The organism is Asticcacaulis sp. MM231, from assembly GCF_964186625.1.
In the GTDB taxonomy this organism is placed as follows: domain Bacteria; phylum Pseudomonadota; class Alphaproteobacteria; order Caulobacterales; family Caulobacteraceae; genus Asticcacaulis.
In genome coordinates this window covers 2,177,148-2,199,610 of record NZ_OZ075108.1, presented here as the reverse complement: position 1 = coordinate 2,199,610, position 22,463 = coordinate 2,177,148, and the positions used below count along the sequence as shown (strand labels likewise).

Annotated in this window: 21 protein-coding genes; 9 read left to right on the top strand and 12 right to left on the bottom strand. The window is 56.4% G+C overall.

The genetic code is table 11. The annotated features are described in order from the left end of the window. Positions 1–2: 2 nt before the first annotated feature. Together ABQ278_RS10795 and ABQ278_RS10790 are read right to left on the bottom strand one after the other, a co-directional pair. On the bottom strand, positions 3–1,790 hold the full coding sequence (locus ABQ278_RS10795) for an acyl-CoA dehydrogenase C-terminal domain-containing protein (protein WP_349319594.1): 1,788 nt from the start codon (positions 1,788–1,790) through the stop codon (positions 3–5). Between the two features lie 42 nt (positions 1,791–1,832). Continuing rightward, a complete protein-coding gene (locus ABQ278_RS10790; protein WP_018081823.1) occupies positions 1,833–2,240 on the bottom strand; it encodes a MerR family DNA-binding transcriptional regulator in 408 nt (135 codons plus the stop codon). Between the two features lie 175 nt (positions 2,241–2,415). Here ABQ278_RS10790 and ABQ278_RS10785 point away from each other — a divergent pair, with 175 nt between their 5' ends. Together ABQ278_RS10785 and ABQ278_RS10780 are read left to right on the top strand one after the other, a co-directional pair. Next, positions 2,416–4,125, top strand: a complete 1,710-nt coding sequence (locus tag ABQ278_RS10785; protein ID WP_349319593.1) for a hypothetical protein — start codon at positions 2,416–2,418, stop codon at positions 4,123–4,125. A 79-nt stretch (positions 4,126–4,204) separates the two neighbouring features. Then, the gene (locus tag ABQ278_RS10780) at positions 4,205–5,878 is read left to right on the top strand and encodes a lysine--tRNA ligase (protein WP_349319592.1); all 1,674 of its coding nucleotides are present in this window, start codon (positions 4,205–4,207) and stop codon (positions 5,876–5,878) included. Positions 5,879–5,886: 8 nt separating this feature from the next. Here the strand turns inward: ABQ278_RS10780 and ABQ278_RS10775 are convergent, their stop codons facing one another. The 5 genes from ABQ278_RS10775 to ABQ278_RS10755 form a co-directional block, all read right to left on the bottom strand. Continuing rightward, positions 5,887–6,522 carry a helix-turn-helix transcriptional regulator gene (locus tag ABQ278_RS10775; protein ID WP_349319591.1) on the bottom strand — a complete coding sequence of 212 codons (636 nt, stop codon included), beginning with the start codon at positions 6,520–6,522 and terminating at the stop codon, positions 5,887–5,889. Between the two features lie 112 nt (positions 6,523–6,634). Next, positions 6,635–7,084, bottom strand: a complete 450-nt coding sequence (locus ABQ278_RS10770; RefSeq protein ID WP_349319590.1) for a hypothetical protein — start codon at positions 7,082–7,084, stop codon at positions 6,635–6,637. 70 nt (positions 7,085–7,154) lie between these two features. After that, a complete protein-coding gene (locus ABQ278_RS10765; RefSeq protein ID WP_349319589.1) occupies positions 7,155–7,508 on the bottom strand; it encodes a hypothetical protein in 354 nt (117 codons plus the stop codon). Between the two features lie 133 nt (positions 7,509–7,641). Continuing rightward, the gene (locus tag ABQ278_RS10760) at positions 7,642–8,100 is read right to left on the bottom strand and encodes a PaaI family thioesterase (RefSeq protein ID WP_349319588.1); all 459 of its coding nucleotides are present in this window, start codon (positions 8,098–8,100) and stop codon (positions 7,642–7,644) included. Then, positions 8,100–8,552, bottom strand: a complete 453-nt coding sequence (locus ABQ278_RS10755; protein WP_349319587.1) for a PaaI family thioesterase — start codon at positions 8,550–8,552, stop codon at positions 8,100–8,102. Before ABQ278_RS10755 ends, ABQ278_RS10760 begins: the two co-directional genes overlap by 1 nt. A gap of 154 nt (positions 8,553–8,706) precedes the next feature. Here ABQ278_RS10755 and queC point away from each other — a divergent pair, with 154 nt between their 5' ends. Next, a complete protein-coding gene (gene queC, locus ABQ278_RS10750) occupies positions 8,707–9,447 on the top strand; it encodes a 7-cyano-7-deazaguanine synthase QueC (protein WP_349319586.1) in 741 nt (246 codons plus the stop codon). Further along, entirely contained in the window at positions 9,447–10,079 is a 633-nt protein-coding gene (gene queE / locus ABQ278_RS10745; RefSeq protein ID WP_349319585.1) for a 7-carboxy-7-deazaguanine synthase, read from the top strand. The genes queC and queE overlap by 1 nt, the downstream gene beginning before the upstream one ends. 39 nt (positions 10,080–10,118) lie before the next feature. Here queE and ABQ278_RS10740 read toward each other — a convergent pair whose 3' ends face one another. From ABQ278_RS10740 to aroC, 3 genes are all read right to left on the bottom strand, one after another. Next, on the bottom strand, positions 10,119–10,832 hold the full coding sequence (locus ABQ278_RS10740) for a pirin family protein (RefSeq protein WP_349319584.1): 714 nt from the start codon (positions 10,830–10,832) through the stop codon (positions 10,119–10,121). A gap of 131 nt (positions 10,833–10,963) precedes the next feature. Beyond that, a complete protein-coding gene (locus ABQ278_RS10735; RefSeq protein ID WP_349319583.1) occupies positions 10,964–11,170 on the bottom strand; it encodes a hypothetical protein in 207 nt (68 codons plus the stop codon). Positions 11,171–11,372: 202 nt separating this feature from the next. After that, positions 11,373–12,476, bottom strand: a complete 1,104-nt coding sequence (gene aroC, locus ABQ278_RS10730) for a chorismate synthase (RefSeq protein WP_349319582.1) — start codon at positions 12,474–12,476, stop codon at positions 11,373–11,375. Positions 12,477–12,604: 128 nt separating this feature from the next. Here aroC and ABQ278_RS10725 point away from each other — a divergent pair, with 128 nt between their 5' ends. Then, on the top strand, positions 12,605–13,936 hold the full coding sequence (locus ABQ278_RS10725) for a dicarboxylate/amino acid:cation symporter (RefSeq protein WP_349319581.1): 1,332 nt from the start codon (positions 12,605–12,607) through the stop codon (positions 13,934–13,936). Here ABQ278_RS10725 and ABQ278_RS10720 read toward each other — a convergent pair. Both ABQ278_RS10720 and ABQ278_RS10715 read right to left on the bottom strand, forming a co-directional pair. Beyond that, positions 13,871–14,599 (bottom strand): GNAT family protein, encoded by a 729-nt coding sequence (locus tag ABQ278_RS10720; protein ID WP_349319580.1) that lies wholly within the window; start codon positions 14,597–14,599, stop codon positions 13,871–13,873. The two genes, ABQ278_RS10725 and ABQ278_RS10720, sit on opposite strands and share 66 nt — an antisense overlap. Next, positions 14,600–15,391, bottom strand: coding sequence for a DnaJ C-terminal domain-containing protein (locus ABQ278_RS10715; protein WP_349319579.1), 792 nt, complete (start codon positions 15,389–15,391; stop codon positions 14,600–14,602). A gap of 114 nt (positions 15,392–15,505) precedes the next feature. Between ABQ278_RS10715 and pdxH the strand changes: the two genes are divergently transcribed. The 4 genes from pdxH (at position 15,506) to ABQ278_RS10695 (ending at position 22,450) form a co-directional block, all read left to right on the top strand. Then, positions 15,506–16,168 carry a pyridoxamine 5'-phosphate oxidase gene (gene pdxH, locus ABQ278_RS10710; RefSeq protein WP_349319578.1) on the top strand — a complete coding sequence of 221 codons (663 nt, stop codon included), beginning with the start codon at positions 15,506–15,508 and terminating at the stop codon, positions 16,166–16,168. 154 nt (positions 16,169–16,322) lie between these two features. Next, positions 16,323–17,636 carry an AAA family ATPase gene (locus ABQ278_RS10705; RefSeq protein ID WP_349319577.1) on the top strand — a complete coding sequence of 438 codons (1,314 nt, stop codon included), beginning with the start codon at positions 16,323–16,325 and terminating at the stop codon, positions 17,634–17,636. A 188-nt stretch (positions 17,637–17,824) separates the two neighbouring features. Continuing rightward, positions 17,825–18,661 (top strand): DUF1499 domain-containing protein, encoded by an 837-nt coding sequence (locus ABQ278_RS10700; RefSeq protein ID WP_349319576.1) that lies wholly within the window; start codon positions 17,825–17,827, stop codon positions 18,659–18,661. 615 nt (positions 18,662–19,276) lie between these two features. After that, the gene (locus ABQ278_RS10695) at positions 19,277–22,450 is read left to right on the top strand and encodes a TonB-dependent receptor domain-containing protein (RefSeq protein ID WP_349319575.1); all 3,174 of its coding nucleotides are present in this window, start codon (positions 19,277–19,279) and stop codon (positions 22,448–22,450) included. Positions 22,451–22,463 lie beyond the last annotated feature (13 nt).

The following is a 22,463-nucleotide window of genomic DNA, read 5'->3' as shown; positions in this document are numbered from 1 at the left end:
GTTTAGAACTGATCGTCGGCCAGGTCCATCAAGCCTTCCGAACCGGCTTTCATCTTGATCAGGTGTGCATCGGCGTCGGGCAGGATGCGCTCCAGGAAGACGCGGCCGACCTTGAGCTTGGTATCGAAGAAGGGATCGGTCGAGCCGGCGGAAACCTCGGCCTGCGCTTCCTTGGCCATGCGCGCCCACATATAGGCGGTGCAGGTCAGGCCGAAGAGGTGCAGGTAATCCATCGAGCCAGCCGCAGCGGCATCCGGATTGCCCATGCCGTTCTGCATCAGCCACATCGTGCCATCAAACAGCTTGGCCTTGGTGTCTTTCAGAGCCTTGATATAGGCGGGAACGATCGAACCAGCTTCTTCAGCGGCTATGTAGGCGTCGATTTCAGCAAGGAAGGCCTGCAGGGCGCGCCCCCCCTTGGACGGCAGCTTGCGGCCGACCAGATCGAGCGCCTGCACGCCGTTGGTGCCTTCATAGATCAGGGTGATGCGGACATCGCGCATATATTGCGAGGCCGGGAAGTGCTCGGTGAAGCCTGACCCACCGTGCACCTGCATGGCGTCCTGCGTCACCTTCAGGCCCTTCTCGGTCAGATAGGCCTTAATCACAGGGATCAACAGGCTTACAGAATTGCTGGCCTTCTCGCGACTGGCCTCATCTTCTGCCACCTTTGCCAGATCGGATAGCAGGGATACCCAAGTCAGGAAGGCGCGGCCGCCTTCGATCAGGGCGCGGCTTTCCAGCAGCATGCGTCGCACATCGGGGTGAACCAGGATGCTGTCCGCTGGCCCCGTCGGGTTCTTCGGGCCTGTGAGGGCGCGGCCCTGCAAGCGGTCTTTCGCGAACTGATTGGCAGCCACGAGGGCGGCGTGACCTATGGCGAGGCCCTGAAGGCCGACACCAAAGCGCGCATTGTTCATCATGTAGAACATGATCTTGAGGCCTTCGTTTTCCTGACCGAGCAGGAAGCCCTTGGCTTCATCGTACATCATGACGCAGGTCGAATTGCCGTGGATGCCCATCTTGTGCTCAAGGCCGGCGCATTCGAGTTTATTGCGTTCTCCCGGATTGCCGGCGGCATCGGGTATAAACTTCGGCACCAGGAACAACGAGATGCCCTTGACGCCGGCCGGTGCGCCTTCGAGGCGGGCCAGAACCAGATGGCAGATATTGCTGGTGAAATCGTGCTCGCCGGCAGAGATCCAGATCTTCTGGCCGGTAATTCTGTAGCTGCCGTCGCCATTCGGCACGGCCTTGGTGCGCAGCAGGCTGAGATCGGTGCCGCAGTGCGGTTCGGTCAGGTTCATGGTGCCGGACCATTCGCCGCTGATCAGCTTGGGCAGATACAGGTCTTTTTGTTCTTGCGTGCCGCCGGCGGTGAGGGCGGAGATGGCGCCTTCGGTCAGGCCGGGATACATGCCGAAGGCCGACGAGGCGCCGGAAAGCATTTCGGAAAAGGCGGTGTTGACGAAGTGCGGCAGGCCCTGGCCGCCATATTGCGGATCGCCGGACAGCGCCGTCCAGCCCGCCTCGGTCAGCGCCTTATAGGCTTCCTTGTACCCCTTGGGCGCGGTGACCGTCTTGTCGGGGTTGAGAACGCAGCCTTCCTTGTCGCCCGTAATATTGATCGGGTGGACTACCTCTTCGGTGAACTTGGCCGCTTCTTCCAGAATGGCCATGACCGTGGCGCTGTCGGCGTCGGCAAAGCCTTTCAGGTTGCTGTACTGATCGGTCTTGAAGACGTTTTCAAAGAGGAACTGATAGTCGCGTACCGGAGCTTGATAGGCCATTTTCTTGTTATCCCTGTTGAGATGTTCGAAATAGAGTTTTGATTAGTTTGAAGCTTCCGCTTCGTGCTGGTGAATCTGATCTTCGAGCCAGACGCACCCCTCGGCCATGTCCTTGATCGCCGCTTCGATATCCTCGCGCTGGCGCTTCAGGGTTTCGATCTGGCCGCGATACTTGGCCAGGGTGGCGCGCATCTGGGCGGTGCCATGATCTTTCGGCGTATAGAGGTCGAGAATTTCGTGGATTTCGATGAGCGAGAAGCCCAGGCGCTTACCGCGCAGGATCAGTTGCAGGCGGGCGCGGTCACGGGCGGAATAGAGGCGGGTCTGCCCTTTGCGTTCCGGTGAGATCAGGCCCTTGTCCTCGTAAAAACGCAGGGCGCGGGCGGTGACATCAAACTCTTTCGAGAGCTGTCGGATCGAATAGGTGCGGTCTTTGTGAATCGTTTCCATGGCCGTTTTTTCTCGTTGCAGGTGGAGTATGTCAAAGCTTTACATTGACGTCAACGTAAAGATTATGTCGATTTAGAAAGATCGTCAACTCATTTGTTTACGTTAGGTGAAGCGCTGGCTGGTTTCATTGACTCGGCCGGCAAGTGGTGTAGTCATTGGGAAAACGGGGGTTTCAATGACGCTGCGCAGCCAATTGATGATTGCAACGGCCTGCCTAAGCCTGATGGGTGTGTTCGGTTGCGCCAGCGGTCCGACCAAGACTGCGACACTCGATCCGTCGCTTGTGGCTGCCAGCATGTGCGGCAAGCCGTTGAGCGACGCGCCGGCCGATCCGGAGGCGCCCAAGCCGATTCCGCTGATCAGCGGGCTGGCATCGGTCCAATATCCCGTTACTTCGTCCAATCCCGATGTTCAGCGCTATATGGATCAGGGACTGGCCATGCTGTACGGCTTTGAATACGAAAAGGCATGGTTCAGCTTTGCGGCCGCGCTCAAACTTGATCCGGATTGCGCGATGTGCGCCTGGGGCGATGCCTATGCCTATGGCCCCAATATCAACAGTGGAGAGTTGTCGGCAAAGGATGCGACCGCTGCGCGCAAGCGGGTGGCGGAGACGCTGGCTTCTCATAAAAATCTGCCGGAACGCGACCGCGCGCTGCTGGAGGCCCTGGAGATACGCTATGCTGCAAATCCGCCCAAGGATCAGGCCGGCGTCCATGCCGAGGCCTATGCCAACGCCATGATCGAGGCTTCTAATCGCTGGCCCGATGACGATGTAATCATGATTTTGGCGGCTGAGGCAGCGATGACAGCGCGGCCTTGGGATTATTGGGAGAAGGGCGGGCATGTCGCCCTGCGCTGGGGTGGCAAGGCCATGCACCTGGTCGAGACGGTGCTGGCGCGCAATCCGACACAGCCGGAAGCGATCCACCTCTATATCCACCTGACGGAAAATTCGGATAACCCCAGACGTGCCGAAATCTATGCCGATAAACTCGGCGGCCTGGCACCCAATTCGGCGCATCTGGTCCATATGCCTAGCCATACCTATTATCCGCTCGGTCGTTTCAAGGATTCCATCATCATAAACGAGCGTGCGATCAACATTGATGAAGGCGTGGCGCGCACCATGGGGGAAGACCCGGCATGGTACGGCTATTATTTCCACCATGCGCGTTTCGTCATGTCGGCGGCGCAACAGGTGGGGGATAGCACCACGGCTCTGCGTATTGCTGCCCAGCTAGAAAAAGGCACCACGGTTGAGAAGGCGCTCAAGTCGGAATGGAGCGAAAGCAACCTGGCGCTGGCGATACAGGCGCGCGGTCAGTTCCAGACGCCGGAAGCTGTACTGGCCTTGCCAGCGCCGGATAAACGTTTGAAAATCGCTACACTGACATGGCGTGCCGTGCGGGCGGAAGCCTTGGCGCGCAAGGGCGATCTGACGGGGGCGCGGCGTGAGGTGGTGGCCTTGAAGAAGGCGCGTGAGGCGCTGACCTCCAAGGATTGGCAGAGTTTCGCGCAACGTATCTTAGAGATGGCGCAGGGACGAGTTGATCTGGCGTCGGGACGTTATGATCTGGCAGCGGGGCACTTCCGCGCAGCGGCCGAGCTTGAGGGGGCATTCGATTACACCGAACCGCCCTTGTGGTCGGAACCGGCTGATATCGCGCTGGGGCGCACCTTGCTGGCGTTGGGCGATGCGACGGGTGCGCAAACGGCGTTTGATCGGGCGCTGAAGGTGCGGCCCGGCAACGCCTATGCCCTGTGGGGACGCGCTCAGGCCGAGGCAAAGGCGGGCCAAAGCGGTGCCAGTCAGGCGTCTCTGACTGAATTTGATAAGGTTTGGTTGGGCGACAAGGCAGTGATAGGCCTGGAGCGACTTTGACAAGCGCCTTTAAGATTGACCTGTCGCCTGTCGGGCCGTAAAGCCTTTCCTCCAACACTGGAAAGGCTTTATCCCCATCATGTCGTCTCTGACCACCTCTGCTTACGCCGGCCGCGCTTGGCCCTTTGAACAGGCTCGCAATCTGATTGCCCGTCTGATCAAATCGCGCATTGCAGGACATGAGGATCAGAAACGGGCGCTTGGCCTGATCGAAGCCGGCAAGACGGATGATGCGCTGGCGGCGTTTGAAGGCCTTGGCCGCGCGGTGATTTTCGAAACCGGCTATGGGCCGTCTGGTTTGCCGCACATAGGTACCTTCGGCGAGGTGGCGCGCACGACCATGGTGCGCCAAGCCTTCGAGGCCATGACCGGCAAGGCCTGGCCGACGCGCCTGATTTGTTTTTCGGATGATATGGACGGCCTGCGCAAGGTGCCGGAAGGTATCCCCAACGCTGATGTCCTTCGCGAAGACCTGTACAAGCCACTGACCGTGGTGCGCGATCCTTTCGGGGAATATCCAAGCTTTGGGGCGCATAACAATGCCCGCCTTAAGGCTTTCCTCGACAGTTTCGGTTTCACCTACGAGTTTTTGTCGTCGACCGAATGCTACAAGAGCGGCATGTTCGATCAGACCCTGCTGACCGCGCTGGCGCGTTTTGACGATATTCAAAAGGTCATGCTGCCGACGCTTGGGCCGGACCGCCGGGCGACCTATTCACCCTTCCTGCCGATCTCCCCGAAGACCGGTTTTGTGTTGCAGGTGCCAACCTTGGAGCGTGATGTTGCCAGGGGCACGATTGTGTTTGAGGAGAATGGCGAGCGTTTTGAACTGCCGGTCACTGGCGGTCACGTCAAGATGCAATGGAAGCCTGACTGGGCCATGCGCTGGGCCGCGCTCGGCGTCGATTATGAGATGGCTGGCAAGGACTTGATCGATTCAGTTAAGGTTTCATCTCAGGTCTGCAAGGTGCTGGGAGGCACGCCGCCGGAAGGGTTCAACTACGAACTGTTCCTCGATGAGGCCGGGCAAAAGATTTCCAAGTCGAAGGGCAATGGCCTGACCATGGAGGACTGGCTGCGTTATGGCGCGCCGAAGTCCTTGGCCTATTACATGTTCCAGTCGCCGAAATCAGCCAAGAAACTGTATTTCGATGTGATCCCGCGCGCGACAGATGAGTTCTTCCAGCAACTCGACGCCTTCCCGAAGCAGGAAGAGGCCAAGCAGATCGAGAACCCGGTGTGGTTCGTGCTGCGTGGTGAAACCTCCATCAAGAGCCCGCCAGTCACCTTCGGTCTGATGCTCAATCTGGTGTCGGTGGCCAATGCGCAGGATAAGGAAACCCTTTGGGGCTTCCTGCGCGCCTATATTCCCGGCGCCACGCCGGAAAGCGAGCCTGTGCTGGACCGTCTTGCCGGCTATGCACTGAACTATTTTGAAGACTTCGTGAAGCCGACCAAGACCTTCCGCCTGCCGGACGACAAGGAAAAGGCGGCTATGATCGAACTTGCGGCAAAATTCAAGGCGCTGCCGACGGATACGCGCGATGCCGAGGTGCTGCAAAATCTCGTCTTCGAAGTCGGAAAAGCGCGTGAGTTCGAGCCTTTACGCGCATGGTTTCAGGCTTTGTATGAAGTGCTTTTGGGGCAAAGCCAGGGGCCGCGCTTTGGCTCATTCGTGGCTATCTTCGGACTGGAACGGACGATCACCTTGCTGGAGCAGGGCATCAATGGCGAGTTGGTTCAAACCCCATAACTCTTCAGCTACTGACTGGCCCAGACAATGCGCGCGACCCACGCTACGTCCAGCCGATCAAGCGAACGATCGGGGAAATCCGGATTGAGCGAACGCAATTCTATGGTGCGGGCCGAATAGCGCACCAGTTCCTTGGCCATGACCTCGCCATCGCTGGTCTTGACCACGACGCGATCGCCTTTGCGAAGGTTCTGGCTGTTGTGCGGATCAACCAGGATGCGGTCACCGTCACGATAAAGCGGTTCCATCGAACCGCCCGATATTTCCAGCGCATACAGTCCGGAATGCGCACCGGGAAAGGTGATCTCGTCCCAGCCCTGTCCCAGGGGAAAGCCCGAATCATCGAAGAAGCCTGCGCTGCCGGCCTGGGCGAAACCGATCAGCGGAATACCCTGACCTTCGGCGCGGCCTTCAGCCATCAGGGCGAATTCCGAGAATTTGATGCCGGTGGCTTCCAGCAACTTGGCCAGGCTCTCTGTCGAGGGCCAGCGCGGGCGTGGCGGATTTTCCGGCGACGCGCGTTTGGATTTGTTGAAACTGGTCGGATCAAGCCCCGCCATACGCGCCAGACCCGAGGGGGTGGTGCTGAGGCGGTTGGCCAAGGCATCTATAGCGGCCCAGATGTGGCTATGCGAAAGGGGCATTAGGAGCGCCAACAGATCATTCAGGCCGTATGTGGCCGGTGACATTTAGGAATTACAGTGATTTGAAAGGAAAATAAATCTATTAATAGGAAAATGAGCCTATTTGTCGGCTTCATTCTCTGGATTCTGCCACGCTTTGTGATCGGACGCGGAAACGGCGGCGTGCGGCCGCAAACGTTCCGATCCACAAAACCAAAAGTACGCCGTAGCCAGAAAGGGCCACAACGGTCAGCAGTGTCCAGCGCAAGGTGTGTGTGCTCATGAACAGTACGGACACTTCGGTCATAACGGCCAGCAATTGCAATCCCGCAGCCCACAATGGCCAGGGATGTGGCGCCTTCCAGCACAGGCAAAAGAAACCGATCAGGCATAGCGTATCCGAAAACAGAAGGCGTTGCGTCGTCATATCGAGTACCAAAAGGCCCAGCCCATAGTTGGCAGCAACAGCGAGAAGATAAAGCGCGGCGGCGGATCGTTCGCGCCAGCCCCCGAGGATCAGGGCCGCAACGCAGGTCAACAGTCCGAACGCCGCACCGAATTGAGCGGGGAGTGATTGCAGCATGGATACCTCTCAGCGGGTCTGTCCTATAAGGCCAGACTTGATCCGTATAGCCAAGCCGCAAGACTCAAATTTAAGCGGTCTCATTCTCACGAGCGGGCATGGCGCCGGTCGGTTTTGGGGATGGCTTGTCATCGACCGGCACGATGTCTACGGCACCGAGGCCAACCTGATGCTGAACCTTGGTCAGGTCGGCGTGCGCGGCCGTCATATGGCGCTGGGCCGTGCTCAGGGACATCATCGCCTGCAAGGTATTGTAATGGACATCGTTGCCGACGATCGTTGATATACGGATGGTGCGTCGTGAGGTGACATAGGCCTCGATCAGGTTTGCCGCTTCGGCAAGCGCTGTATCGATGGCCTCTTCCGTCGCATGAAGCTGAGCCGTTAAGGCTTTGGCTATGCTTATTTTTCTCTCTTTGGACATGGTGCGAACCCCTCAGGTTAAAATACAAAACGAGTCATCGCCAACAACGCTGCGACCTCTATAGAGGTGCATGCAATCAAAAATTGCGCGTGAATTAAACGCTATTAATGGGAGAATTTTCCTAAAGTGTATTTTATCCGGTCAAAAAGTGCGCCTGAAGAGTGGCGATGGGATGATGTCTTGACTCCTGCCAGGCCGATACTTCGACATTGGCGACGGTGCGTCCCACGCGATTGACCACTGCGCGCGCATAGGTATCGACCGGTTTGCCGGAGCGCAGATACTGCACGGTGACATCGATCGGCTTGGGCATATGCTCGAAATTAGCATGCCATCCGAGTTGCGCCATGGCGGTTATTTCCATGAAGGCGCCGATAACCCCACCATGCAGGGCGGGCAGCATCGGGTTGCCGATCAGGTGCGGTGAAAAGGGCAGGTGGCCGGTAAGTTCATCGCCGGCCAGTTCCAGACGGACGCCAAGAAAGCCGGCAAAGGGGATGTTTTGTAACAGGAGCACCGGATCACGTCGCGCATGGGCGCCAGCTCCGGTTATCTTTTCGCTCCTCGGCTTCTCAATCGGGGGCTTCTCCATCAGGCAACTCCGCTATTGGGTTTGGGCACGGGCGAGGAGACAACGAAGGCCGATTGTGCCGCGGCCACGGGATCCTCGGGCGTCACCTCATAGGCGAAGGCGCGCACGAAGCCGACCGAGCGCGTCAGCTTGTAGCACTTGGCCGTGACCCTCAATTCCTGATCAGGCCAGGCCGGACGCATATAGTCGATGCGCAGGTCGAGCGTGGCCACCGGTTTGAATTCATTGACCTTATCCCAAACCGCCATGCCGCAACAATTGTCGAGCAGGGCGGTCACCACGCCAGAGGCGATGACGCGTGTTTCTGGATCGCCAACCAGATCCGCGCGCCATGGCAAGGCCATGGTGATGCCATCCTCTGACTTGCCGACATAGTAGGCGCCGATGGCCTTCATATAGGGGGTATTGTCTATAATGGCGCCGAACATGTCGGAAAAGGGCGGTTGGTTCATGGGGTAACCCGGATTGGAAAACACGGCCATTCTCTGCCAACTTAACGTGGACGTCAAAAGAAACCCATGCCGCGCCGCACCAAAAATACTTGCAAATTCAGGCAAAGGAGCGTTTTAGATGAGAACCTCCCGTTCACTTTGAAAGCCCGTTTCCATGTCCGCGTCCCTGGATCATGTCCCCGCCGCCAAATCCGCGCTCGTCCTGTTTTCGGGCGGGCAGGATTCCAGCGTCTGTTTGGCCTGGGCGCTGACGCATTTCGAGCGCGTGGAAACCATCGGGTTCGATTATGGCCAGCGCCATGCCATCGAGATGACGACGCGCACCACGGTGCTGGAAAAATTCCGTGAGGTTTTCCCGCTCGCCGCCACCCGTCTGGGAGAGGATCATGTCTGCGATTTGCGCGGCTTTGGCGCTGTCGCCGAATCATCACTGACGCGCGAAACCGAGATTGTGATGACCGAACGCGGCCTGCCGTCGTCGTTCGTGCCGGGACGCAATCTGGTGTTCTTCGTTTACGCGGCGGCCGTGGCTGATCGGCGTGGGCTGGATCATCTGGTCGGCGGCATGTGCGAAACTGATTTTTCCGGTTATCCCGATTGCCGCAACGAAACGCTGCAAGCCATGCAAACCGTATTGCAACTCGGTGTCGAGCGGCCGTTCGAGATTCACACGCCGCTGATGTGGATCGACAAGGCGCAGACCTGGGCGCTGTCGCTCGAACTGGGTGGCCAGTCGCTGGTCGATCTGATTCTTGAAGAAACCACGACCTGCTACAAGGGCGAGCGCGGTGAACGCCATCCGTGGGGCTATGGGTGTGGAGAATGTCCGGCCTGCCAGTTGCGCAAGACCGGCTTTGAGCATTTCATCGAAAACGCCCAACCGGCCGAGCGCTAATGTACAGTTTCAAGGAAATCTTCCTCACCCTGCAAGGCGAAGGCGGGCAGGCCGGTCGCGTGAACGTGTTCGCGCGCTTTGCCGGTTGCAACCTGTGGAGCGGGCGTGAGCAGGATCGCGCCATGGCCGCCTGTACCTTCTGTGACACCGATTTTGTCGGCATCGATGGCGAAAATGGCGGCAAATTTCCGAAGCCGGCCGATGTCGTGACGGCGCTGGATGCGGTGTGGGGCACGGCTGACCCGTCTCAAAAGGCCGTGGTCTTTACCGGTGGCGAACCTCTGCTGCAATTGGACCCGGCCTTGATAGAAGCGGTCAAGGCGGCGGGCTATTTCATCGCCGTAGAGACCAATGGTACGATCAAGGCGCCGGAAGGCATCGACTGGATCTGTGTCAGTCCGAAAGCCGATAATCGCCTGCATCAAACCTTTGGGCAGGAATTGAAGCTGGTGTGGCCGCAGGCCGAGGTCGATCCGGCCGAGTTTCTGGCGTTCGATTTCGAGCGCTATTATCTGCAACCGATGGATTCCGACAGGCAGGCCGCCAATACGCAGGCGGTGATCGACTATTGCCTGAAGCATCCACAATGGCGCATGAGCGTCCAGACCCACAAGCTGGTCGGGCTTAAATAAAAGGGGCTTGAGGCTCGCGGCCCCAAACCCCCTTAATCATCAGGCTGCGTCGAGCAAAACGACTTCGGCATCTTCGAGCGCGCGAATATCGAGCGAGGACTCGTCCTTGATCGCCGCGCCATCGCGCTCGTTCAGTTCAACACCATTGACGCTGACCTTACCCTTGGCGACGACCAGGTACAGGTGGCGCGTCGTGGCGGGTTTGGTGGCCAGCGGTGTGTAGCTCTCGGACTGGTCCTTGAGCAGGGTGGCGCCCAGCAGGCGGGCCGGTGAGCGAATCTTGAGCGCGTCGCCGTCTTCATCAAAGCCGGTGGCCAGCGTCACGAACTTGCCGGCGCGGTCGCCCTTGGGAAAGGGCTTGGCGCCCCAGCTTGGTGCTTCGCCACGCGACGCCGGCATGACCCAGATCTGGAAGATCTTGGTGGTTTCGCTTTCCAGATTGTATTCCGAATGCCGAATACCCGTGCCGGCCGACATTACCTGCACATCGCCCGCTTCGGTGCGGCCTTTGTTGCCAAGCAAATCCTCGTGGGTTATCGCGCCTTCGCGGACATAGGTGATGATTTCCATATTGTCGTGCGGATGCGGCGGGAAACCGGTTTGTGCCTTGATCTCGTCGTCATTCCAGACGCGCAAAGAGCCCCAGCCCATCTTGGCCGGATCGTAATAGTTGGCGAAGGAAAAATGGTGCTTGGCCTTCAGCCAGCCGTGATCGGCGCCGCCGAGCGTGTTGTATGGTCTTTTGTCAATCATGAGAAACTCTCCCTCTCTAACGTGAGACCTATATAAGTGTAACTGTATTAATTACAATAGGCGTTCGATCAGGAGAATTACGCGCATAAAAAAGCCGGAAGCGCCAGCCTCCGGCTTATGTCCAAACTCGTTTACGGACGCTCAGGTGGCTTCATTGTGGCGAAGAAGGCTTTCAATTCTGTCGCGTTCACCTTGCCGTCGTGATCGGCATCGGCCTGGTCGAAGTGTTCAGCCAGGCGCTTATCGGCGCTCACCTCGGACTTGCTGATGGCGCCGTCCTTGTCTGTATCGAGTTCTGGTGATGATGCTTTCAGCTTTCGGCGGACCACCAGGGCCATCGCCAGGAGGCGGGCCGCCTTCTGGCGGTTGTTGCGAACACGCGGCGGTGGCGGCCATCAGCAGGCCCAGAGCCAGAGGGGCGATTGTGTTTTTCAGCATGTCGTCAATCCGTTCAGGCGCGCCGGATGCGCGACCTTTCAGGCTCGATACGCTGTGAAATGGCCGGTTTTTGGGCTGTGGCATTACAGCCGTGCAGCAATCCTAGCCGACGTGGTGCGGACCTCCGCCCGTCTGGCCACGATGGCGCAGGAAGGCATCGAGCAAGACGCACGCCATCATGGCTTCGGCCACCGGCACGGCGCGGATACCGACGCACGGATCATGACGGCCCTTGGTCAGCAGTTCGACCTCGTTGCCCCTGATGTCGATGCTCTCGCGCTTGTTGAGGATCGAAGAGGTTGGCTTCAGCGCCATACGCGCCACGACCGTCTGGCCCGTCGAGATACCGCCGAGGATACCGCCGGCATGGTTGGATTTGAATTCCGGTCCATCAGGGCCCATGCGCATTTCATCGGCATTATCCTCGCCGGAAAGCTCGGCGGCTCCGAAGCCTTCACCGATCTCGACACCCTTGCAGGCGTTGATGGTCATCAGCGCCGAGGCCAGTTCGGAATCAAGCTTGCCATAGATTGGTGCGCCCCAGCCGGCGGGAATGCCTTCGGCCTGAACCTCTACCACGGCGCCAATGGATGAGCCGGCCTTCCGGATGCCGTCGAGATAGGTTTCCCACAGCGTGACCGACGCCGGATCAGGGCAGAAGAAAGGGTTATTGCCGACCTCTTCCCAGTCCCAGTTGCCTCTCGCGGCCTTGTGCGTACCAAGCTGGACGAGGGCGCCGCGCACCTTGACCTCTTCGCCGATCAGGACCTGCAACACTTTCAGCGCCACGGCGCCGGCCGCGACGCGTGCGGCGGTTTCACGGGCGCTGGAGCGTCCGCCGCCGCGATAATCGCGCACGCCGTATTTGGCGAAGTAGGTGTAATCGGCGTGGCCAGGGCGAAACTGTTGGGCGATGTCGCCGTAGTCCTTCGAGCGCTGGTCGGTATTTTCGATCAGGATCGAGATTGGCGTGCCGGTTGTGACGCCTTCAAAGACGCCGGAAAGAATCTTCGCCTCGTCGGCTTCGCGGCGCTGGGTGACGAAACGCGAACCGCCCGGTTTGCGACGATCCATGGCCCATTGGATATCCGCTTCGGACAGGGCGATGCCCGGCGGGCAGCCATCGATGACGCAGCCAAGGGCCGGTCCGTGGCTTTCGCCCCAGGTGGTGACACGGAAGAGATGACCGAAGGTATTGTGCGACATGAAGTTTTACCGAGTGGATATGGCACAGCGTTTAGCGCTGTTTAACTCAGGCCGCAATTTTTTTAGTGTGCAAACGGAGCAACTGGGGCTCATATAGCAGGCAATTGGTTACACACGAAAGCATCCCCATGACGTGGCTCGGTAAAATACCGTTCTGGCTGAAAACGCTCATCGCCTTCACGCTCGGAGTCGGTGTCGCCCTCTATTGGGGCAAGGCGGCCTTGCCTGTGTTGACGCCGATAGGGGATACCTTCATCCGCGCCATCAAGATGCTGGTCGTGCCGCTGGTCTTTTTCACCATCGCGGCCTCGATCGCGCGCCTGGGACATGGCGAGGAAGGGACGGGGGGCAGGGCGTTCAAGCTCGGCGCCCAGACGATCGTCTGGTTCATGATCACCTCGGCCATCGCGGTGTCGGTTGGCCTGGCCATCGGCATCTATTTCCAGCCGGGTGCCGGTCTGGCGGGATTGCCGCTGACCGTGGAGGCGCACGATCCGATCCCTGCACCGATCGATGTGATCACCGGGATTGTGCCGTCCAATATTTTCAAGAGCTTCGCCGAGGGCAAGGTGCTCAGCGTTGTCTTCTTCGCCATTCTCGCGGGGGCCGCGCTTAGTACTTTAGGTCAGAAAACCAAAGCCTTGGCGGAAATTGTTGAACAGGGCTCTCAGGTCATGTTCAAGCTGACACGCTGGATCATTCAATTGACGCCGATCGGTGTTTTCGGCCTGATCGGGTCGGTCGTGGCCTCCTATGGTCTTGAGGCGCTCAAACCCCTCATCCCCTATATCGGCCTGATTTATCTCGGTTGCTTTGTCGAAATCCTGATCGTCTACCCAACCCTGCTCAAGCTGCATGGCCTGCGTGTGTCGGGTTTCTACAAAGGCATATTCACCGCGCAGCAGACCGCCTTCTTCACGTGCTCGTCCATCGGCACGTTGCCTGTGTCACTGGCTGCGGCGGTCGATAATCTCAAATTACCGAAATCCTATGCCGGTTTTGCCCTGCCTCTGGGCGCCAATATGAAAATGGATGGCTGCGGCGCCATCTATCCGGCGATCTCTTCTATCTTCATTGCCAATTATTTCCACATTGCCCTGACACCTCAGCACTATCTGCTGATCGCTTTAGCGTCCGTGCTGGGCTCGCTGGCTACCGCCGGCGTTCCGGGCGTTGCGACCGTCATGCTGACTGTGACCCTCTCCACCGCCGGTTTGCCGCTGGAAGGGATCGCAATTCTGGCCGCTATTGACCGTATCCTCGATATGATGCGCACGGCGACCAATGTCACCAGCCAAATTCTGGTGCCTACTCTGGTGGCGCGTGAAAACGGCATGATAGAAAAAGTCACCGCTGCTGACCCGACCCGCAAAAGCCGCATCGGCGGCGGGAAGCTAACCTATCGGGATATCGCGCAGGGCCTTTTTCTGCCTGCCATCAACGCTGAAATTTTCAGGTGATAACCAGGACTCCAGCCGTGCACGGACCTGTGGCCATTCCTCGACAATAACCGAATACCAGGCCGTATCGCGCCGGCCTTCGCGCGCCACCTGATGATTGCGGAAGACCCCCTCGAAACTGAAGCCCAGTCGCAAGGCAGCCAGACTGGAGGGCATGTTGAGCTGGTTGCACTTCCATTCGTAGCGGCGGTAGCCGTGCGAGAAGGCGTGCTTCATCATCAGGTACATGGCCTCGGTTGCGGCGGTGCTGCGCTGTAAAGCGGGTGAGTAGGTGACGCCGCCGATCTCGACGCTGCCATTCGCCAGGTCATAGCGCATAAAGCTGGCGTGTCCGACCGGCTGCTCATCTTTTAAAATAACAAAAGTATGGAAGTCTCTGTTATTTTGGTGCTTTTGAATGCTGACATTGACGCTGTGAGGGCTGTCGAAAGGGCCGTAGGGCAGGTAGCTCCACATGTGGCCCTCGTCCTGTGCATAGGCTTCAAACAGGCCGTGAGCGTAGGTTTCATCATAGGGTGCAAGGCGGCAGGTGCGACCGGTCAATTCCACATCCGGCAGACGCTGACAGCCTTTCCAATCCGGAATAGCCTTACCCACCGGATCGCCGAAAGCATTGTCACGGATACCCAGTGAAGGACTGACAGTATCGAAGTTTACAGTCATTTATGACGCCCAGCGCTGGCGAAATTCGCTCAGGATATGTGTAACGGGGCGCACGACATCCGGTTGCGCTTCCAGCCGAATATAGAGATTGCCGGCGGGAGCTGTGCCGGTAGCCGGCAGGCCCTTGCCCTTGAGGCAAAGGCTGGCGCCATGTGGCACGTCACGGTCTAAATGTATGTCCTGCAGGCCGTGCGGTGTCTCAATCAGGGTCTTGCCGCCATATTGCAGTAAACGGCGGTCGAGTGTGGCGGTCATCCAGATATCATCGCCCCAGACCCGGCAATGGTCGTCGGTTTCAATGTTGATCTCGAAATACATCTCGTGGCGTGCTGCGCCTTCGCAAGGCAAGCATAGCTTGACTCCGTTGCGCAGCCCGCAGGGCAGGGTGACGCTTAACGTTTTGGTCTGTGTCAAGGAGGTCAGGAGCTCGTCGGCGTGTGAAAATTCCAGAGCCGGCACGTCCGCTGTAACGGTACCGCCGTAAAGGGCCTGTGCGAGCGTAATGGTCAGTGGCGTGGCACCGTCACCCAGCGTATTGTCGGCATGGAAATTTATTGCGTTATCAGCCGGTTCAGAGATAGTCTTAGCCTCTGACATCAACAGGTCGCGCGCCAGGATCAGGCGGCGCAGGCGGCAATCTGTGCCACCATGGATGTCGGGATGGGCCTGTTTGAGGCGCTGGCGAAACGCGCTGCGGATATCTTCATCGAGCGCGCAGTCTTTAAGACCGAGCTCGTTCAGGGCATCTGCACGGTTCAAATCGTCGCAGGACTTACTTTTTAACGCCGCCATCTTGAAGTTCTGGCCCCCGAAGTCCATTCTGAAACTGGTGGAGACGGCGCTTTTTCTCAAGTGCCGCATATATCATTAATGCGCCATTATCCTTTTCAAAGTCTTAAAGCTCCCATGACCGATTCGCTTATTCCGCCGAGCCCTTCTGCCGCCGACTATGCCGAGGCTCACGCGGCGCATGAGGCTGAGATCGCGGCCTCCGAACCCTTTGCCCTGTTTGGTCAATGGCTGAAAGATGCCGGGGCGAAAGAACCGAACGATCCCAACGCCATGGCGGTGGCCACAGTTGATCATGACGGGTTACCGGACGTGCGTATGGTGCTTCTCAAGGATTTCGATGAAGCAGGCTTTGTTTTCTACACCAATACGCAGAGTGCTAAAGGTCAACAGTTGACGCAAAGCCATAAGGCCGCGTTGCTGTTCCACTGGAAATCCTTGCGTCGTCAGGTGCGTATCCGCGGCGAGGTGACCCGCGTGTCGGATGCCGAAGCGGACGCCTACTTCCACAGCCGTGCCCGCCAGAGCCAGATCGGCGCCTGGGCATCCGATCAGTCACGCCCGCTGGAAAGTCGGTTCGCGCTGGAGAAAAGCGTCGCGGAATACGCTCTGAAATTCGGACTGGGCAAGATAGAGCGTCCACCGCACTGGACGGGTTTCCGTATCGCCCCGCTTAGCATAGAATTCTGGCGTGACATGCCCTTCCGCCTGCATGATCGTGTTCAGTTCAAACGCGACGCTGTTACAGAGGGCTGGACAAGCGCCCGCTTATATCCGTAATGGCCCGTGTTTTTACCCTTTTATTATCTGAAAGTGCCACGTGTCGTTGAGCCATGTTCTGCTTCGCCTCAGGGAAGGCGCTGATCGCGTCATCGAAACCTCATGCGCGAACATCATTCTCAAGGGGGACAAGGCTTATAAGATCAAGAAAAGCGTGGATTACGGCTTCCTTGATTTTACCACGCCAGAAAAACGCCGCGCGGCCCTGTTGCGCGAATTCAGTTTCAATCAGCGGATGGCGGCCGATATCTATCTGGGAGTTGAGGATATTGCTGGCGAAAGCGTGTTGGTGATGCGCCGCTTCGATACGAATGGCGTGTTGAGCGAGCAGGCCGCCGAACTCGGCTGGACGCCGGATGCCGGTCAGATGCATGACCTCGGTCAGCTTGTGGCGCGTTTTCATGCTGATGCCGTCGTGTGCCGTGATATCCAACATGCAAGCAATACGGCCTATGTTCTCGACTCAAATCGTCAAAACATCAAAATTTTCAGGCAGCGACTTGGAGCCGATCTCGTTGATGCCTATGATGAGGCGGTATCGGTAACCTATGCGAAGCTGGAAACGAAAGTGCGGCAGCGTTTCGACAGCGGGTATGTCCGCCACTGTCATGGCGATCTGCATCTTGGCAATATTCTGATCGAACATAATAAGCCGGTTCTCTTCGATTGTATCGAATTCAATGATCGTCTCAGCCAGATAGATGTGCTTTACGATCTGGCCTTTCTGCTCATGGATCTGTGGGTGAGGGGGCATCACGCCGCTGCCAATCAGGTCATGAACATCTGGCTTGAAGAGTTGGCGCGGAGGGAGTACGACCCGGCGCAGGTATATGCTGGCCTGGAGCTTTTGCCGCTTTATATGTCTATGCGCGCCGCTGTGCGCTGCCATGTCCATGCGAATTCTGGTGGTGAAGATGGCGATAATATGGATAAGGCGCGCGCCTACCTGCAGGCTGCTCAGGCCTTTCTAAAGCTAAAGACGGCCGAGTCGCGGGCCGTGGGCGGTCTTTCAGGCTCCGGAAAAAGCACGCGCGCCCGCAGCGATGCGCCGCCAACCGGCCGGGCGCCCGGCGCCGTGATCCTGCGCAGCGACGAAATCCGTAAACGTTTGTGGGGCTGTCTGGCCCATGATGCCCTGCCTGGCGCTGCCTACGCGCCTGAAGAAAGCCTTCGCGTTTATGAGCACATGTTCGATCTGGCGCAGCATGTTTTACGGTCAGGACAGTCTGTCATCCTCGACGCCACCTTCCGGGAAGCCTGGTCGCGCGAGCGTTGCGCGGAAATTGCGCGAATAGAACATGTCGCTTTTTCGGGGCTTTGGCTGGATCTGCCTGCCTCGGTGAGGGCTGAACGTGTGGGCTTGCGAAAAGGTGATGTTTCCGATGCCACAAGTGACATTGCGATACAACAACAAGCCGTTGATCCGTCTCAAATTTCATGGCGCATCGAAAATGCGGATGCGCCTTGAAGGCCGCCCGTATTTAAGCTTTACTGACTAGGGATTTATATCGAACGGCGATAAAGACTATCGCTATGGCGTGATGAATTTCGCCTATTGAAGGTAAATCCGTGACGCGGTTACGCATCGGTTTAAGCTCTGACAATCGCAACTATAATCTGGCGCAACTATAATCTGGACGAACGGGAGCCCACAGGGTGCCACAAGATAATCTCGAAGCGGACGTGCCTGCCCAGTCGTCCTCACGGAAGAAAAAGAAGGGTTTTGCCTTCGCGCATCTGGCCTTCATGGTGGCGGTCATCACGGCCCTTTTCCTGATGGGTGTCATGATGGTCACAAATCTGGGCTATGTCAGCATGGATTTGGGCTTCAAGACCCTGACCTTGGGCATAGGTCCGCGCATGGTGCTGGCGTCGCTGGTCGTGTCCGCGGTCTCTTTGCTGATATCGCTGTTTATGTGCCCCACCCGCTGTGCGCCCTGGGCGTTTGCCGCCGTTGTGATATCTGGTGGATTGTGGGGTGGTTTCGCGTTTTATCACAAGGCGCTAAAAGATCATCCGCCCATCAATGACGTGGCGACGAACTGGGACAGACCCCTTGGTTTCTCTGAGCGGATGATGAGCATCCGCGGTGCCGATGCGCCGCCTGTCGAGGATTTGCCACGCGTGCCGCGTAATGAATCTCTGGACTGGGGTGGAAAGACGATCGCGGCTATCAACGAAGCCACCTGTCCGGCGGCGAAAACAATCCGCGATCATCCGATCATAGAAGGTCAGGTGGATGCGGTCGTCGCCATGCTCAAGGCCAGTGGTTACCGCGTCTGGGGCACCTCGCCGTGGCGCGTTGAGGCCACCTACCAGGACAAATTCTACGGCTTCAAATACGATATGGTGATCCGTATTGACCCAACCAGCGTCGATGTTCGTTCGGTAAGTCGTTACAATGCCCCTGATCTCGGCGCAAATTGCCAGCGCGTGACCGAAATCGTCCAGAAGATCAAGGCTATGCCGGTTCTGCCGGGCGCGGGCGCCTGATTCCTTAATGGCGCACCTTTTGCTGTGTGAAGGTCTCAACGAGGCCCGGAGCCGGCTATGCGCAGCAAACTTATCCTTTATATTTCAAAACGTTCGCAGCGCATTGTCGCAGCATTTCTCAGTCTTGCTTTGATACATGTCCTTGTGGCCAGTTGCGCGCCCGAAGCGGCGCCATCGGTGCAAACGGGAATATGGATCAGCCGCTAAAGGGCCTTAATTGGAGCTATAGAGGTCACAATTGTGAAATGTTCCACAAAATCATTTTGGCAATGTTTTTTCGATATTCCGCTAAGCTGAGCAAATATTTTGTACTATGTTTTTAGCTAATTCATAACGGAATTGCATTTAACTATTTGAATTTAAATTATTATTATAAATAACAGCTCGCCGTTTTTTTTAAATTTGGGGCGGTAAAATTCACCCTATGAGCGATGCTTCCTGACGTAAGGTAAGGTTTCTTCTGTGACTTAATTGGAACAGGTTTCAAATGATATAGACAAAAATGTGTCGTGCGATTGACGGATTTGCGACACCGGTCTTTAACTTCATTAACAGCGTGTAATGCTGGAAACTGCGGTGGGTGCGCCTACACCCTCATGTAACCCGGAGAAACAAGTGAAAAAACTATCTTTGCGATCTGGCCTGTTGGCCACGACGACGATCTGCGGTGCAGCATTGTCGACCATGGCTGGCGGCGCCCTAGTGGCCACCGTCGCCACAATGCTGCCGGCGGTGGCTCAAGCCCAGGATTATACGTCTGGCGCTTTGGTGGGTACGGTTACCGACAGCACGGGTAAGCCTGTTTCGGGCGCGACCGTTACACTGACCTCGGTTGGCCAGGGGCAAGCTCGTACTTTGACAACTGCTACCGATGGTACATTTCATGCCTCGGGTTTGCCCGCCGGCGAATATAATGTTGCTGTAAGTGCAAATGGTTATACCGATTATTCCGATACCGTTTCGGTCGTTATTTCCCAAGAAGTACGCTATAGCTTTGCATTGCAACAGGTTGGTGTTGACGTACAAACTGTTGTTGTTAAGGGGAAGCGCTTACGTCAAGACTTCACCAAAACGACAACTGGTTTGACCGTTGATCTGGAAACTCTTACGTCGCAACAACCGATTGCCCGTAATCTGACTGCTGTTACATTGCTCGCCCCAACTGTGACTAAGGGTAATCCCGGTTTTGGTAACGTCGCATCTTTTGGTGGTGGTTCGGTCGCTGAAAACGCCTACTACATTGATGGTCTCAATATTACCAATCCTGATACCTACGTAGGTTCAGCTTCGGTGCCTTTTGATTTCTACAAGACGATTGAAGTGAAAACCGGCGGTTATTCCGCAGAATTTGGTCGTGCTACGGGCGGCGTTGTTAATGCAACCACTAAGTCTGGTACCAACCAGTTTACTTTTGCAGTTCACGGTAATTATCAACCGGCCGACCTTCGTGAAGAGCAGAAAGATACATATGCTAACCGTGGAGAGTTTTCGGAAGCACAGGCAAATTCTTTAGGCATTGAAGCGGGAGGCCCGATCATTAAGGATCACCTTTTTGCCTACGGATTATACCAAGTCAACGATCTTTACACGAAAACTGCTGCCTATCGTGCTGGCACATACACTACGGTTAAGAATAAAGATCCATTCCTAGGTCTGAAGTTGGATGGTTACATTACGCCAACGCAACATTTTGCGTTCACCTATTTCGACACGACCAATGAAGACATTTCCTCCATCAATGGTTTCACGGACAAGCTTACCGAAGCAACTACGGTTGGCGGCGTAACACGTAATCCTGGACAAAGTGTCATATTTCCCGCCAGTGCTGGTCAGGCTGGGGCTGACTTTGCTTTGAACCCCACCAATCATGCCATGAAAATTGGCGATGCCCTGCCTGGCTCAATTAATGAACTCGGCGGAAAAAGCTGGGTCTTTAATTATAATGGTAAGGTAACGGATTGGTTCACTGTCTCCGCTGCCATCGGTGACATGAAGGATCGTAACAATGTTCTTCCCGAGGATATCACCGCTTATTATGTAATTGACACACAATCCGGCACTAACGTCCTTTCAAAGGGCCAGCCGAGCGGTTCTTATACTACAGACGCAACGGAACGTAAGTTCTACCGTCTCGATAGCGATTTCCGCTTTGATTTGTGGGGCCGTCACCATGTGCGTGCGGGCTATGATCACGAAGAAAATTCTATGACGAAGTTGACGCGCCTCACTGGTGCGGAACCTGTTCGTTATGATTACACGACTTCACCGGATGAAGATAATCCGGAAGTTCTGCTGCACGTTATCTATGAAAATCTTGGTGGTAATGTCAGCGCGGAGAACTCTGCTTTCTATATTCAGGATTTGTGGGATGTCACTTCCAATCTAAACCTGCAAATAGGTTTGCGTTCTGATGATTTCAAACAAAACAACTTGTCCGGAGAAGAGTATCTGAGTCTGACAGGCAATGTGGCGCCGCGCTTGGGCTTCTCATATGATCCGACTGGCGAAGGTAAGTGGAAGATCTTTGGTTCGTTTGGTGCCAACTTTATCCCTCCGGCAATGAACCTTGGCTATCGTGGCAAGGATTTGTATTTCGAAGAATACTTTAGCGCGCCTGCCGGCGGTTGGGTGATTGATCCGACGACTGGGCTTCCGTCCTCTATTGGCACGCCATTTGTCTGGGCCGATACAGGCTTTAATGCGGCATGTCCCGTCTCGACAATACAGAATGCTCCTGCTTTGGGTTCTGCAGCTGCTGGTGTTGAAGCTTGTAACATCCATGGAAACGGTGAGCAGGAAGGTGCTACGTCCAAGACCTCGCTTGATCTTAAGGCTACACAAGAGGATGAGTATATCCTTGGTACTACTTATCGTGTGAACGATTTATGGACTTTGGGTCTGACTTATACTCATCGGGAGTTGAAGCGCGTATCGGAAGATTTAGACTTTAATGATGCTATTATCTCTTACTTGGATGATCTTGGCCTCGATAGCTCGGCTTATGCGGGCGCAGCCAGCTACTATGTGTGGAACGTGGGGGACCACGATGTGACGATTAATCTCAAGCAACCAGTTGCTGGGCTTGCTTCACAGACCATTACGCTGACAGCGGATCAATTGGGTCATTACCATGAGCCTACTCGTGAGTATGATGCTGTTGTATTCGACTTCAAGCGAGCCTTCGACGGTAAGTGGGGGGTTCAGGGCTCGTATACTTGGTCTCGTTCTTACGGCAATTATGAGGGTACGGTTAAGTCCGATGTGGGTAACGGCGTTCAAACAGATGCCGGTGCTACGATCGCTTACGATTCTCCGGGCTTTGAAGATTACGGTACTGGCCTGCTTGGAAACGATCGTACTCATCAATTTAAGATTTGGGGCTCTTATGCTATTACCCCAGACTTCATTGTTGGTGCGAATATCCAGATCGAATCTCCGTTGCACTTCTCATGTTTGGGTGTTCACCCGACAGATCCATATGCTGGTTCGTACGGCCCTTACTCTCACTTCTGCAATGGTGAACCTTCGCCGTTGGGCAAGGGAAACAAGAGTGATTGGACTAAGAACGTAGATGTGGCGTTCCGATATACTGTTCCGGAGGGTCTTGCTTTGGGAGGAAAGCTGGTTCTCCGCGCAGATATATTCAATCTGTTTGATATCCATAGTATCGTTACTCGTCGTGTTACTTATGAGACAACAGGGCCGGGTGTGCGTAGCTTCCCATATGGTCAGCCCACCGCCTATAACACCCCACGTTACGTGCGTCTGGGCTTTGACCTGAACTACTAAGGTTAAGCTTTCG